Origin of the sequence: Pseudoalteromonas sp. UBA6610 (assembly GCF_002433295.1) — a bacterium.
GTDB lineage: Bacteria > Pseudomonadota > Gammaproteobacteria > Enterobacterales > Alteromonadaceae > Pseudoalteromonas > Pseudoalteromonas atlantica.
This window is the reverse complement of the sequence record NZ_DJHW01000142.1, coordinates 9,040-24,135: the sequence shown is the minus strand read 5'-3', so window position 1 is coordinate 24,135 and position 15,096 is coordinate 9,040. Positions and strand designations below refer to the sequence as shown.

General features: G+C 41.5%; 13 protein-coding genes. 1 reads left to right on the top strand and 12 read right to left on the bottom strand.

The window, feature by feature from the left end; genetic code table 11:
• The first annotated feature begins 673 nt into the window (after positions 1 to 673).
• On the top strand, positions 674 to 2,524 hold the full coding sequence (locus tag B4F91_RS19075) for a cation:proton antiporter (RefSeq protein ID WP_024031470.1): 1,851 nt from the start codon (positions 674 to 676) through the stop codon (positions 2,522 to 2,524).
• A gap of 81 nt (positions 2,525 to 2,605) precedes the next feature.
• Here the strand turns inward: B4F91_RS19075 and B4F91_RS19070 are convergent, their stop codons facing one another.
• The 12 genes from B4F91_RS19070 to B4F91_RS19015 all read right to left on the bottom strand — a co-directional run.
• The gene (locus tag B4F91_RS19070; protein ID WP_273606699.1) at positions 2,606 to 3,244 is read right to left on the bottom strand and encodes a tetratricopeptide repeat protein; all 639 of its coding nucleotides are present in this window, start codon (positions 3,242 to 3,244) and stop codon (positions 2,606 to 2,608) included.
• A gap of 112 nt (positions 3,245 to 3,356) precedes the next feature.
• The gene (locus tag B4F91_RS19065; RefSeq protein WP_004587661.1) at positions 3,357 to 4,670 is read right to left on the bottom strand and encodes an adenylosuccinate synthase; all 1,314 of its coding nucleotides are present in this window, start codon (positions 4,668 to 4,670) and stop codon (positions 3,357 to 3,359) included.
• A gap of 216 nt (positions 4,671 to 4,886) precedes the next feature.
• Complete coding sequence (gene hflC, locus B4F91_RS19060; RefSeq protein WP_004587662.1) at positions 4,887 to 5,765, bottom strand: protease modulator HflC; 879 nt, start codon at positions 5,763 to 5,765, stop codon at positions 4,887 to 4,889.
• Positions 5,766 to 5,770: 5 nt separating this feature from the next.
• Positions 5,771 to 6,943, bottom strand: a complete 1,173-nt coding sequence (gene hflK, locus B4F91_RS19055; RefSeq protein ID WP_004587663.1) for an FtsH protease activity modulator HflK — start codon at positions 6,941 to 6,943, stop codon at positions 5,771 to 5,773.
• Positions 6,944 to 7,043: 100 nt separating this feature from the next.
• Complete coding sequence (gene hflX, locus B4F91_RS19050) at positions 7,044 to 8,333, bottom strand: ribosome rescue GTPase HflX (protein WP_024031472.1); 1,290 nt, start codon at positions 8,331 to 8,333, stop codon at positions 7,044 to 7,046.
• Positions 8,334 to 8,348: 15 nt separating this feature from the next.
• Positions 8,349 to 8,612 (bottom strand): RNA chaperone Hfq, encoded by a 264-nt coding sequence (gene hfq, locus B4F91_RS19045; RefSeq protein WP_004587665.1) that lies wholly within the window; start codon positions 8,610 to 8,612, stop codon positions 8,349 to 8,351.
• A gap of 77 nt (positions 8,613 to 8,689) precedes the next feature.
• Positions 8,690 to 9,607 (bottom strand): tRNA (adenosine(37)-N6)-dimethylallyltransferase MiaA, encoded by a 918-nt coding sequence (gene miaA, locus B4F91_RS19040; protein WP_256846241.1) that lies wholly within the window; start codon positions 9,605 to 9,607, stop codon positions 8,690 to 8,692.
• 10 nt (positions 9,608 to 9,617) lie between these two features.
• Positions 9,618 to 11,480 carry a DNA mismatch repair endonuclease MutL gene (gene mutL / locus B4F91_RS19035; protein ID WP_273608595.1) on the bottom strand — a complete coding sequence of 621 codons (1,863 nt, stop codon included), beginning with the start codon at positions 11,478 to 11,480 and terminating at the stop codon, positions 9,618 to 9,620.
• A gap of 34 nt (positions 11,481 to 11,514) precedes the next feature.
• Positions 11,515 to 12,858 carry an N-acetylmuramoyl-L-alanine amidase gene (locus B4F91_RS19030; protein ID WP_286937500.1) on the bottom strand — a complete coding sequence of 448 codons (1,344 nt, stop codon included), beginning with the start codon at positions 12,856 to 12,858 and terminating at the stop codon, positions 11,515 to 11,517.
• A gap of 170 nt (positions 12,859 to 13,028) precedes the next feature.
• Entirely contained in the window at positions 13,029 to 13,505 is a 477-nt protein-coding gene (tsaE, locus tag B4F91_RS19025; protein WP_004587669.1) for a tRNA (adenosine(37)-N6)-threonylcarbamoyltransferase complex ATPase subunit type 1 TsaE, read from the bottom strand.
• A 125-nt stretch (positions 13,506 to 13,630) separates the two neighbouring features.
• Positions 13,631 to 14,971, bottom strand: coding sequence for an acetyl-CoA carboxylase biotin carboxylase subunit (accC, locus tag B4F91_RS19020; RefSeq protein WP_024031477.1), 1,341 nt, complete (start codon positions 14,969 to 14,971; stop codon positions 13,631 to 13,633).
• Between the two features lie 25 nt (positions 14,972 to 14,996).
• A partial coding sequence (locus B4F91_RS19015) for an acetyl-CoA carboxylase biotin carboxyl carrier protein (RefSeq protein ID WP_288636209.1) occupies positions 14,997 to 15,096 on the bottom strand: 100 nt, incomplete at its 5' end.

The following is a 15,096-nucleotide window of genomic DNA, read 5'->3' as shown; positions in this document are numbered from 1 at the left end:
TAAATGGAGGTCTATTAAATATAAAAATAAAAAGTGTTGTTTATGTATCGCTGTAAAAAGCTGTGTGCGGCCTTTTTGTTAACAACATACATAGAGCCTCTAAAGTCAGATACACCAACAGATAGGGTGATGACTTAAGGACCGAGATTTAGCCGCCACGATGGGAGCTAAACATTGAAAGTAATAGTTCAACTCAAACATTTATTTACTTAATTGCTTAAATAAACTTGTTTGAAAAAACCATACCAAGATATTCAATAATACAATAGCTACTAATTAATGGTAATAATAGCGTACAAATCTATTATTACAGGGAAAATATGACGCTAGTATTAATACTTACCGCTATTTTGCAAAATTATATTTAGATGACTAATTGTTTGAACTCTAAATATAATACGACATTTCAAGGGGTAAGATCAAGGCTAAAAATCACTCTAATGTAGAGCTACGCCTCACTTCTAAGCGGTTAATCATTTAAAATCAAGGAGTTATATTTATTTTTGAGTTTTAATTCAATTTTTATAAATAAATCAATAAGTTTAACCTACAATTTTTGTATTAAGCGCTAAAATTTTATTAGCAAATTAAACATTTCACGTGTATACCCCTGTATTAATATTTAACAAAAGTTATACTTTTCACATTGTGATAAATAAGGAATTCTTAATTTATGTCAGCAATTTATATAGCCGGTATCGCACTTTGTTCGGTGCTTGCCCAATGGGTAGCGTGGGCGTTTAAAGTACCCGCTATTTTGTTCTTATTGCTTACCGGTTTATTGCTAGGGCCGTTTAGTGGTGTATTAGACCCTGATGCTTTACTGGGTGATTTATTATTTCCTGTTGTGTCACTGAGCGTTGCTGTCATTTTATTTGAAGGCTCCCTTACTTTGCACTTTAGAGAATTAAAAGGCATAAGTAAGGTCGTACGTAACCTGTGCTCTATCGGCATGATCACCACCTGTGTGGTAATAAGCTTAAGTGCCTATTGGTTACTTGAGCTTAACTGGCGGGTGGCGGCAGTATTAGGCGCTGTGCTAGTAGTAACAGGGCCTACTGTAATCGCCCCTTTACTTAATTCGATGCGCCCAACACAAGATATTGACCGAATATTACGATGGGAAGGCATTGTAATTGACCCAATCGGCGCTCTTTTTGCTGTGCTTGTATTTGAAGCAGTCATGCTGGTAGGCCAAGGAGAAGTGCTTAGCCACACTATTGTTGCACTTGTTAAAACAGTCGGCGTAGGGCTTTCTATCGGTGTTGTTGCGGGGTGGATCACCACACAGCTTATGCGCCGTGAATGGCTACCGTTTGAACTACATAAATTTGGCATACTTGCCTTGGTGCTTATTAGCTTTTCGGTATCTAATCACTTAAGTCATGAATCGGGATTATTGGCTGTTACCGTATTTGGTATTTGGCTTGCTAATCAAAATGATTTAGAAATCGATTCTGTACTTGAGTTTAAAGAAGACTTATCGATGATTTTAATATCATCACTGTTTATTTTACTTGCTGCACGGCTACAGCTTTCTGACTTGATGATGTTAGACAGCGACGTATTTATATTCCTTGCAGTGGTGTTATTTATAGCGCGTCCATTGTGTATTGCCATATCTACTTTTGGTACTGACTTGCCAATGAAATCGCGCTTGGTGCTATCGTGGATAGCCCCTAGAGGTATTGTTGCAGCTGCTGTTGGCTCGGTATTTGCGCTAAGTATGATGGAAGCTGGCGTAGCTGATGCAGAAAAAATGGTGCCGTTAATATTTACCGTTATTATCATCACTGTGGTATTGCAAAGCTTAACTGCTATTCCTGTTGCTAAACTATTGGGCGTGCGCCAACCTTCTCCAAATACCATACTGATTATTGGTGCAAACCATGTATCTCGCGCTATAGGTAAAGGTTTACAAGAGCAAAGCATTCCTGTTCATCTATCAGACCCCGCATGGGAGAACTGTAAAATGGCTCGTATGGACGGCCTTGCCTGTTATTATGGTAACCCACAATCAGAGCATGCTGAGCGTTACTTGCCGCTCACAACAATAAGAACGGTATTAGCACTTTCACCAAACCGCCACCATAATGCGCTTGGTGTACAATATTTTTCTCACTTGTTGAATGAAAAAAATGTATTTTCACTGCGCTCATCTACATCGCATGCTAAAGCGAACAAAGACAGTGCAACATTCCTATCTAGACAAATTTTGTTTGGTGAAGATGGCTCTTACGCTCGCCTAAGCAGTATTATTGCTAAAGGCGGTAAAGTAAGTGCGACGCGTATTTCAGAAGAATTTGATTGGGAAAAATACCAAGAGATGAACCCTGAAGCGATCCCGTTGTTTATTTTAAAAGGTGATAAAGACAACGACGACGATACGCCAGTAAAGCTTCGCCCATTTACCAGTAATATGGAAAAGCCACCGCAGGAGGGAGAGCGTATTTTTGCACTTCAGCCGCCAAAAATGTCGGTGTTAAAAGACCCCGCTAAAACAAAAAATAAAGAAGAGAGCTAACCTCTTCCAGTTATTGCAAAAAAGCCCTAATTAAATATTAGGGCTTTTTTATTTTATAAAAATAGCGTGCGTTATCGGCACTTACATGGGTAATCGGGCGCGGGCAACAACACTATCGGGCATTTTTTTAGCGAGTAAGCTAAGCGCACGCTCAATTTTTTTATGGGTTGCTTTATCTGCCACCATGGCATTGAATAACCACCGATACGCATCTTCAAAGTCACGTGGGCTTCCGTAGCCTGCATTAAAAAGCTTAACCAGCCTTAGCTGTGCTTTTAAGTTCCCTTGCGCTGAGGCCTCTCGTAAGTAGATAATGGCCATAGCTTTATCTTGCTGCACTAAGCGACCCGTGTCGTAATAACGTCCAAGCTGCTCTAACGCAGCCGCTAAGCCTTGTTCAGCCGCTTTACGCATGTAGTACACACCTAATTCCACATTGCGCTCAACACACACGTTATATGCCAGCATATCGCCATATAAAAATTGGTAAGATGGCAGCGCCATTTTATTGGCCCTTGCCTCTATATCTTGTACTAATTGGCAATCGTCTGCCTTTACACGCTGCAAATGTGTATTTTTATTTATTAGTGCAATCAGCTCCGGTTCGGTATAAAGCGGCACCGCAGCGGGCGTTTCTTCAGCTAACACATTGCTACTTATAGATAAAAGTAACGGAGTGAGCAAAGACGCTAGAAAAGTGTTACAGGTAGATAGGCGCATGTTTACCACGGATAAAATAAAACTTATCAAATAATATACAAAGATCGTTCCAAGGTGAATTTTAGGCATAAAAAAAGCTGCAAAAAGCAGCTTTTTTTTAAACTAATGGTGATTAAGCAAACGGGTTGCGAAGTACCATTGTTTCTACACGATCTGGGCCGGTAGAAATAATATCAACAGGTACACCTGTGATTTCTTCGATACGCTTGATGTAGTCAATCGCAGCTTTTGGTAAGCCTTCAAGGCTAGTTACACCAACTGTGTTTTCAGACCAACCTGGCATCTCTTCATATACTGGTGTTACTTTCTCGTAACCCTCAGCAGCTAATGGCGTTACATTAGTCACTGTGCCATCTTCAAGCTGGTAACCAGTACAGATTTTAAGCGTTTCTAAACCATCTAAAACATCTAACTTAGTTAAACAAAAACCAGAGATGCTATTGATTTGAACTGCGCGGCGCATTGCCACAGCATCTAACCAACCAGTACGGCGTAAACGACCTGTTGTCGCGCCAAACTCATGACCTTTATCACCTAAGTGCTTACCCACTGGGTCTTGTTTTTCAAGGCCATCGTAAAGCTCTGTAGGGAAAGGACCAGAACCAACACGTGTAGTGTACGCTTTAATAATACCTAACACGTAGTCAAGGTTTAATGGACCAAAACCAGCACCAGTCGCAACGCCACCAGCAGTGGTGTTTGAAGAGGTTACATAAGGGTAAGTACCGTGATCGATATCAAGTAATGTACCTTGCGCACCTTCAAATAAAATGTGTTCGCCCGCTAAACGTGTTTGATCTAAAAGCTCAGTTACATCAACAACCATTGCTTTTAAGATGTCTGCAACAGCCATTGCATCATCAAACGTTTTTTGGAAATCAACAGCATCTACTTTGTAGTAGTTAACTAAAGTGAAGTTATGGTATTCAAGTACTTCTTTTAGTTTAGCTGCGAATAATTCTGGATTGAATAAGTCACCTACGCGTAAACCGCGACGGGCTACTTTATCTTCGTACGCAGGACCGATACCACGGCCAGTTGTACCAATTGGCTTGTCGCCGCGAGCAGTTTCGCGAGCTACATCTAATGCAACATGGAAAGGCAGAATTAACGGACATGCTTCACTAATTAAAAGACGCTCACGTACAGGTACGCCACGCTCTTCTAACATGCCAATTTCTTTCATTAGCGCTTCTGGTGATAAAACCACACCATTACCAATCACACATTTAACATTGTCACGTAATACACCCGATGGAATAAGGTGTAGAACTGTCTTTTCACCGTCAATAACTAAAGTATGGCCCGCATTGTGGCCACCTTGGTATCGAACTACTAAAGATGCTTTGTCTGTAAGGAGATCAACAACCTTACCCTTACCTTCGTCACCCCATTGGGTGCCTAATACAACAACGTTTTTACCCATTGTAAATTCACTTCGAGAAAATTAGGACGAGATTTTACCAGAAAACTGAAGTAAAGATCACCCCTGTTCAGCTTATTTTTTCTGCGCGTATTTTTTAGGCCATCACACTTTTTAAATAACCACATATATAACAGTAATTTAAAGTTTTAAATTATACTTAACAAAAAGCCCCGCATAGGCGGGGCTTTATAAATTTTTAAATGATTAAGGCATCGCTTATTGCGCTGCAGCGCCTTTCATATATTTAAAGAAGTCACTATCTGGTGAAAGTACCATAACATCTTGTTTATCTTTAAAGGTCTTTTTATACGCCTCTAAAGAACGAACAAAACCAAAGAACTCTGGATCTTTGTTGTATGCTTTAGCATAAATAGCGGCAGCTTCTGCATCACCTTGACCACGTACTGAGCGCGCATTACGCTCTGCATCAGCAAGCATTACCGTTACACGGCGGTCAACATTTGCACGAATAGTTTCCGCTTTTTCTTGACCTTCCGAGCGGTGCTCTTTTGCAACAGCTGTACGCTCAGCGCGCATACGTTGGTAAATAGAGCTACTCACTTCTTGTGGTAAGTTAATTTGCTTAACACGCACATCAAGTACTTCAATACCTAACTCGCGCGCACTTTCAGAAGCTTGTACTAACGCCTCTTCCATTAGCTCACTACGCTCACCCGATACAATCTCGCGAATAGTACGCGTACCAAAGTTAGTACGCAGACCATTATTAACTTTTTGCTTTAGTAGTGTTTCAGCGTATTGCTTATCACCACGAGCACGAAGGTAAAATGCGCTAAAGTCGTTTACGCGCCATTTAACAAACGAATCAACAATTAAGTCTTTTTTCTCGCTTGTTACAAAGCGGTCTGGCGTGCCATCTAGCGTTTGAATACGTGCATCAATACGACGTACTTGGCTAAAAAATGGTACTTTTAAGTGAAGGCCTGGGCTGTATACAACGGCTTTGTCTTCACTGTCTTTTTCAACTTTGCTAAATAGCAACACAATCGCTTTTTGCCCTTCAGGTACTACAAATACCGCAGAGAAAGACATAACAATGGCAGCTAATAGTATGACTAAACTAAAGTTTTTCATTACGCTTATCTCCCGTTATTGTTAAAGCGATCACTGTTAAAACGGTCATTACCGCTATTCACAGTGCTATTTCGTGATGTATTTACTTTATTGCGTAAATCTTGAATATCACTTGAGCTTGGTAAAGCTACACGTGTTGCAGTGCCTTGCTTTTCCATAATTTTATCAAGTGGTAAGTACATCATGTTGTTACCGCCTTTAACATCAACAATGACTTTAGAACTGCTGCTAAGCACCTCTTCCATAGCATCAATGTATAAACGTTCGCGCGTTACTTCTTTAGCTGCTTGATACTCAGGTAATAGCTTTTCAAAACGAGCCACTTCACCTTGTGCTTCAAGTGTAATGCGTTCTTGATAACCTTCTGCTTCTTGCGTCATACGTGTTACTTGACCACGCGCGCGCGGTTCAATTTCACGTGCATACGCTTCTGCTTCACGGATGAAACGCTCTTCATCTTCTTGTGCGGCAATAGCGTCATCAAATGCATCTTTTACTTCAGTTGGTGGACGCGAATCTTTAAAGTTCACATCGGTCACAATTAAACCTAAGTTATACGGTTCGATGATTTTATTAAGCTCATCCCACGTATTTTGACGAACAACTTCACGGCCATTAGTCAGTACTTGGTCCATTTTTGCATGGCCAACAACGTAACGTAACGCGCTATCAAGTGCTTCTTCTAAGCTGTTATCAGCATTAGTTACGCTAAACTTGTAAAGGTACGGGTCAATAACACGGTATTGCACTTCAAACTCAACGCTTACTACGTTTTCATCTTCCGTTAGCATAAACCCAGATGCAGATAATGAACGCACAGCTTCAATATCTACCGGGATAACCGTTTCAATAAAGGTCATTTTCCAGCGTAAGCCTGGCTCTGCAATACGGTCATACTTACCAAATTGCAGTACCACACCACGTTCGGCTTCTTTAACCGTATAAATACCACTTAACGCCCACACAATTGCGGCGATAATGAGGATAAATGAAATACCGGCTCCGCCAAGTCCACCGCCACTATTATTGCCGGATTTTTTACCGCCAAATATGCCGCCTAACTTGTTGCTAAACTTACGGAACACCTCGTCTAAATCAGGTGGGCCTTGATCACGTCCGCCTTTATTGTTCCACGGATCTTTGTCATTGCCATTATTACCCGGTTCATTCCAGGCCATAGCTATACTCCATTGTTATCTAAATAAATTAGGAAATTGTGTTAAATCTATCAAATCTACCGCGTTTCTCATACAAAAACCGACATTTATGTGCCAATTTTTAATCGCGATTGATAAAACCTTCAATTTCAGGACCAAACTCTTTAATTAATCGGTTCCATTCAACCATAGGTAAACGTACATCCAACAACCAGTTACCATGTTCATCAAAGCGCTCTTCATGGACTGCACTTAAGCTAAATAAAGACGCTCTTAAGCGGCCATATTGAGGGGCAAGTAATAACGTACCACTAAGCATTTTCTTAGCAAGCAGGTCACTTATTGCCTCACTAAGTAGCTCACACCCTTCGCCGGTTTGTGCAGATAACCATACTCTTATAGGCTGTCCTTGGTCATCCCGATCAATTCGTGGGCTTACATCATCAAGCGCATCAATTTTGTTATAAACTAATAATTGCGGTACTTCATCAGCTTCAATCTCTTTTAGAACCGACTGTACTTCCTCTATGTTTTCGCGTCTGCGCGGGTCTGCCACATCAATTACATGTAATTGTAGGTCGGCTTCACGCGTTTCTGTCAGTGTGGCTTTAAAGGCTGCCACTAAATCATGCGGTAAGTGGCGAATAAATCCCACTGTATCGGCCAAAATAACCGAACCAACATCACCTATATCAAGTTTACGTAGTGTTGGGTCAAGCGTGGCAAAAAGCTGATCCGCTGCGTATACATCTGAGTCTGTTATACGGTTAAACAGGGTTGATTTACCCGCATTGGTATACCCTACAAGCGACACGGTAGGAATTTCGTTACGCGTACGCGCACGTCTACCTTGCTCACGTTGTACAGCAACTTTGGCTAATCGGGCACGAATATTTTTAATGCGCGCGCGCAATAAACGTCTATCGGTTTCAAGCTGTGTTTCGCCTGGGCCTCGTAAACCTATTCCCCCTTTTTGGCGCTCAAGGTGAGTCCACCCTCGGATTAATCGAGTAGACATATGCCTAAGCTGAGCAAGCTCTACTTGTAGCTTACCTTCGTGGGTACGGGCTCTTTGGGCAAAAATATCAAGAATAAGTGTTGTTCTATCAAGTACACGACATTGGCAAACGCGCTCTAAATTACGTTCTTGAGACGGACTTAATTGATGATTAAAGATGACAACATCTGCATTGTGGATTTTGACAATCTCAGCTATTTCTTCTGCTTTACCGGTACCGACGAATAGTTTCGGATGTGGTGCTTGGCGGCTGCCTTGCACAACCGCCAAACTACTAACACCAGCAGAAGATACCAACAACTCTAATTCATGAAGATCTTCACGATCGCCATCTTTAGGTAAGTCGATATGAACTAAGACTGCCTGTTCGCCGGATTCATAGCGGTCAAACAAGCATTACGCTCCTAATTAAATATTTCCTGGTTCTTGCTCTTCAGTGTCATCGCTCCCTTGAACACCTTGGAAGTTGACTGCACGAGCAGGTACAACTGTTGAAATTGCGTGTTTATACACCATTTGGTTTACAGTGTTTTCAAGTAAAATAACAAATTGGTCAAATGACTGAATTTTACCTTGTAATTTTATGCCATTTACCAAAAAGATTGATACTGGAATGCGCTCACGACGTAGTGCATTCAAAAATGGGTCTTGTAACGATTGGCCTTTTGCCATGTTATTGTTCCTTCGTTCTAGGTGTTATTATAATTTAAGTAGCTGAACTTATTTAATTAAATAATTCGCAACTACTACTAGCTTAGCGAACTTACTACGCGATGCAAGTTTTCTTCATCGTCTGTTGTTAACCAAGTAACATCAGGCCAACTCCGTAACCACGTTAGCTGACGTTTTGCCAGTTGACGCGTTGCAGCAATGCCGCGAAAAACCATCTCATCATGGTCTACTTCACCCGCAAGATAATCCCACATTTGTCTATAACCTACACAACGAATAGAAGGCATATTGGGGTGTAAATCCTTACGTAGATATAGGGTCGAAACTTCTTTTTCAAACCCCTGTTCTATCATTATTTTAAACCTTTTTTCAATTCGCTGATGTAATTCACTGCGATCATCAGGCGCAATCGCAAATTGATGAAAAGTATAAGGTAACGTTGGCTGCTTTTGCTTTTGCAATTCAGTCATTGTTTTACCACTAATACGGTAAACTTCCAAAGCTCGATTTATTCTTTGTGAATCATTTTCACTTATTTTGTCGGCCGCTTGCGGATCTACTTTAGCCAGCTCTTGATGTAAATGTGGCCAGCCAAATTGTTTTGCTTGCGCTTCAAGCTCCGCTCTAACTACTGAGCAGGCTTCTGGCAGTGGCGATAATCCATCAATTAAAGATTTAAAGTACATCATGGTGCCACCCACTAATATTGGTACTTTACCTTGTTGATGGAATTCATCAATTTTTTTTATCGCATCACGTCTAAAATCGGCGACCGAATAGGTTTCGCTCGGATCGAGTAAATCAATTAAATGATGCGGAGCACGAGCTAGTTCTTCTGCATCGGGCTTTGCCGTACCTATGTCCATACCTTTATACACTAACGCTGAATCAACGCTGATTATTTCTGTATTTAAGTGCTCACACAGTGAAATTGCCAACGCCGTTTTACCAGCTGCGGTTGGGCCCATTAAAAATATGACCGGTAAATTGCTCAACACGGGTACCTTAATTTAATTGCGTTAAATAGTGTTCTAGGTCTATTTTAACTGCTTTTTCTTTTAAACGTTCAATTGTTTGCGGATTATTTTGTAAGCTAATTTGTAATTCAATAAATGCATTACTTTCATAAAAGCGTTCTGGTACACAACCAAGCTGCCATGTAAGCCACGCTTGTAACTCGTTGAGCTGTGTTTTACATGCGCCAAGCAAGCTCTCGACCGCAGCTGATACTTCAAGTAAATATAAACACGTGGGTAGCTTTTTAACCATCACAAACTGTTTTTCAATAACTAGCTCAAAGCCTAATAAAGTAAACCACGATTGCTGCTGAGCTATTAGTTCGCAGTCAGCTTTTTCAAGGTTAACTCTTACGGGTAGTAACAAGGCTTTACCCTCTAAATTACCCAACTCTTTTATTTGTGCATGCCAGTAATCAACAAGTGCATGCTTATAGTGTGAACAAAATAACTGCTGCTGTTGAGTAAATACACACACGCCTTTATTTACATTTAATATCTGCACACTTTTTAATGCGTGTGCAGCGCTCTCATCAATAACGGGCTGCGTTGATACACTATGCTCAAAATGAGCGGCTTGTTGCTCACTCACCCCTTGATAAAATGCATTTACATCGTGATGATTTGCACCATGTTTTTGAGACGGTGAAGCATACCCCGTAGCGCCAGCCCCTGACCCTGCGCGATTAGAGGAGGCACGACTAGTAAAACCACCGTTTTGTGAATCTATTGGCTGCAACTGTGACTTAGGGTAATCATACCCCTGCTGAACTGGCTGGTTATTAGCCGCATGACTTGGCTGCTCAATAAACGCTGAGGATTGGTAATCGTCTGTGGGCGCTTGATTAGTTGCAAATTCGCCTTGTAGAGGCACAACTACTTGCTTAATCGCCTGTAATATAAAGTCGTGCACTAACCGGCCTTGATGAAAACGCACCTCGTGCTTTGCAGGATGAACATTTACATCCACTTGCCTTGGGTCGATATCAATATAAATAACAAAACCTGGAAGTTCTTGCGCTCCACTTACCTCTTCAAACGCCTGACGAATAGCATGTAAAATTAGCTTATCGCGCATCATGCGATTATTTACATATGTATATTGCGTGGTATTAGCTGATCCCACTGGCAATACCCAACCATGTAGCTGTAAACCACTTTCGCCAGATTGAATATGCAATCCTTGCTCAGCAAAGGCTTTACCTGCAACTTGCGCAACCCGAGTAATCGCTTGATTTGGGTCCGTTTTAGCACGGTACTGCCTAACTACCTTTTGGTTATGCGTCAGTGTAATCGACACATCAAAACGACTCAGTGCAATACGCTTAATAAGCTCATCAATGTGGCTAAATTCGGTTTTTTCGGTGCGTAAAAACTTGCGCCTTGCTGGGGTGTTAAAAAATAAATCTTTAACTTCTATTGTTGTGCCATCTGGGTGGGCTACCGGCTTTACTTGCACGTCCATATCGCGGCCCTGTGCAAACGCTTGCCACGCGGCATCTTGTGCTTTGGGCTTTGAGCTAAGCGTTAAACGCGATACCGAACTAATAGATGCAAGCGCTTCCCCTCTAAAGCCTAAGGAGCAAATGTTTTCTAAATCATCGAGTGATTTTAGTTTACTTGTTGCATGACGCGAAAGCGCTAAAGTGAGCTCATTTTTGCCAATACCTGAGCCATTATCACGAATACGAATAAGCTTGTGACCGCCACGCTCTATGTCTATTTGCACACGCGTAGCGCCCGCATCTAAGCTATTTTCTACCAGTTCTTTAACCACTGAAGCCGGGCGTTCAACCACTTCACCTGCCGCTATTTGGTTAGCTAATCGTGCAGGTAATATTTCAATACTCATGAGGCCCCTAATACGTGTACAGGTTTAATAAACATCAACTCTGTGGTATGTCCAGCTCTTGACCTATAAACAAGGTGTTTGAGCGTAGTTGATTAACTTGCTTTAATTTGGCTACCGATACGCCATACCGACTCGCTAATAGACTTAGCGATTCACCTGGGCGAACTTTATGTTTAGTTGGGTACTGCGATTTAAGCTTTGCAAATAACGAATCATCAGGTGGGTTTTTTAAGTAATAATTTTTTATAGACGTAAACATCGCTTTAGCTAAGCGTTCCTGATGATAAGCGCTTTTTAACATGCGCTCTTCACGGGGGTTTGAAATAAAACCTGTCTCAACCAAAATGGAAGGGATATCTGGCGACTTTAATACGGCAAGACTTGCATGTTGTGGATCTTTTTTATGTAATTTAGCGACCTTTTTTAGCTCTTTTACTACTTCTTCGGCCACACTAAGCCCCGTTTTCATTGAGTGGTCCATCGACATATCGAGCAGCGCTTGCGCGAGGTATTTTTCGTTAGCAGCATCTTTAATTACATCGGCTGCACCACCTAAAAGCTCTGAGTGTTTTTCTTTATCTTCTATCCATTTACCAATCTCAGAATTAGCGCGACCAAGCGATAACACCCACACCGAAGCACCATTTGGCCCAGGGCTGGTAAATGCATCAGCATGAATTGACACTAAAAAGTCGGCTTTTTTCTGGCGTGCTCGGTTGGTACGGGTATTAAGCTTAACAAAGTAGTCGCCACTTCTTACCATGCGCGAAATCATGCCACGTTCGCCGTCAATCATACGCTCTAAACGTTTAGCTATTTGCAGGGTAATGGTTTTTTCATACGTACCAGAGGGGCCAATAGAACCAGGGTCTTCTCCGCCATGGCCCGCATCAATTGCAATAACAATGTCTCGCTCTTGGCTTAACTGGCGCTTTTTAGCTGCTTTTTGGGCAGGAGTAGAGCTTACTGCAGGTTCACTTTTATTATATAAATCCACAACTAACCTGTTTTTGTACGGGCCAGTAGGTGCCAGCGCAAAAATAACCGGCTTAATAGGCGCGGTTAGCTCAAATACAAAACGTACACTTTGTTTATTTTTAGGTTTTGAATAGCGCAGCTTGCTTACAATTTTGTGCTTAGAAGGAATACTCGGTAATACTTTTAACCCCTTGGTGTTTTCAAGGTCGACCACTAAGCGACTCGGGTTTTTAAGCATAAAATAGCTAAAATCGGGCTTATCATCTAAATCAAATACCACCCGCGTGCTATCTGGCGAGGGCCATACGCGTACACTATTTATGGTATTTTTTGCCCACAACGGTAAGCTCACAGCGAAAACTATGAAACAAATAAAAAGTTTAACTACACCTCGATTCATTATAACTACCATTGCCTTAACTATTTATTATTATGAGAGCGGGCGCCTTGACCCGCTATTAGCTTATTAACCTAAACGTTGGATAGTAAATCTACCTTAAGCTGCTATTTTGTACGCCAACTAAAAAGGTAACTTTGATGCTTTTATATTTCAATGTGTTAGTAAGTATATTAACTCGGGTTTAGGTTAGTTAGTTTTTCGACAATTGCTATTCCGCGCTCGCTGGCACTATTAATAACAATTTTGCGCTCATCGCCAACGTAACTTAAGGTAATGTCTAAATCGGGAACTGGTATAAACTCTCCCCCTTTTTCTGGCCACTCAACAATACAAATAGCCTGCTCAGAAAAGTAATCTCTTATACCCATGTACTCAAGCTCTTCAGGATCGCCTAACCGGTATAGGTCAAAATGATATACATTAGCACGTGTCAGTTCGTATGGCTCTACCAACGTATAGGTTGGGCTTTTTACCTTACCAGTGTGGCCAAAGCCTTGCACTACACCACGCGTAAATGTTGTTTTACCTGCGCCTAAATCACCGTGTAAATAAATTACTGCACCTTGCTCTATAATAGCAGCCACTTTGTTACCCATTGCTACTGTGGCTATTTCATCATTTAGGTGAGCTTCAAAACTACGCGTCATTGTTACCTCAAAAATTTACTAAAAGCGCATCTTTGCTAATCATACCAGAATATTTCTTGAAGGCGATAAATTGGCGTTTTAGGCATAAAAAAACCGGCCTAAGCCGGTTTTAATTAACTGGGGCTCTATAGCCCTAGTTTTTTCTCAAGGTAGTGGATATTTGTACCACCACTTTGGAAGTTTTCGTCTGCAAGAATTTTCTTATGTAATGGCGTGTTTGTTTTGATGCCATCAATAACTAATTCGTTCAACGCATTACGAGCACGGGCAATAGCCACATCACGGTTTTCACCGTAAGTAATAAGCTTACCAATCATCGAATCGTAATGTGGAGGTACTGTATAGTCAGCATAAATATGGCTATCCCAGCGAATACCTAAACCACCTGCAGGGTGGAAACGGGTAATTTTACCCGGCGACGGGATAAACGTTTCTGGGTCTTCTGCGTTAATACGACATTCAATTGCATGGCCGCGGATAACCACGTCATCTTGCGTGAAAGATAGCGGTTGACCAGCAGCAATTTTTAGCTGCTCTTTAATTAAATCAACACCGCTTACCATTTCAGTCACTGGGTGCTCAACTTGAATACGGGTGTTCATTTCGATGAAGTAAAATTCGCCGTTTTCGTATAAAAACTCAAACGTACCCGCACCACGGTAACCAATTTCGATACATGCACGTGTACAGCGCTCACCAATAAATTTACGCACTTCTGCCGTTATACCTGGAGCAGGTGCTTCTTCAACTACTTTTTGGTGACGACGTTGCATAGAACAGTCACGCTCACCTAAATGAACAGCATTACCTTGTCCATCAGCAAGTACCTGAATTTCAATATGGCGAGGGTTTTCAAGGAATTTTTCCATGTAAACCATGCTATTACCAAAAAACTGTTTCGCTTCTTGTTGAGTAAGTGCGATTGAATCAATTAATTCAGCTTCGCTACGTACTACACGCATACCACGGCCACCACCGCCACCAGCGGCTTTAATAATTACCGGGTAACCAATGCGCTTTGCAATTTGCATGTTGCGTTCTTTGTCATCCGATACCGGACCGTCAGAACCTGGTACACATGGTACACCGGCTTTACGCATTGCATTGATTGCCGATACTTTATCGCCCATAAGACGAATAGTGTCGCCTTTTGGACCAATAAATACAAAGCCACTTTGCTCAACTTGGTCAGCAAAATCTGCATTTTCTGAAAGAAAACCATATCCTGGGTGAATCGCTACAGCGTCTGTTACTTCAGCAGCCGCAATAATGCGCGGAATATCTAAGTAACTTTCAGTGGCTGGAGGTCTACCGATACAAATGGTTTCATCTGCAAGTAATACGTGCTTAAGATCGCGATCCGCCGTTGAATGCACAGCAACCGTTTTGATCCCAAGCTCTTTGCAGGCGCGCAATACGCGAAGTGCTATTTCACCTCGGTTTGCAATGACTACTTTATCTAACATAAGAGTTGGCCTTTAGGTTACTAAATTATTCAATGATGAATAGAGGTTGATCAAATTCTACTGGTTCGCCATTTTCAACTAAAATAGCTGTAACTGTACCCGCTTTATCTGACTCAATTTGGTTC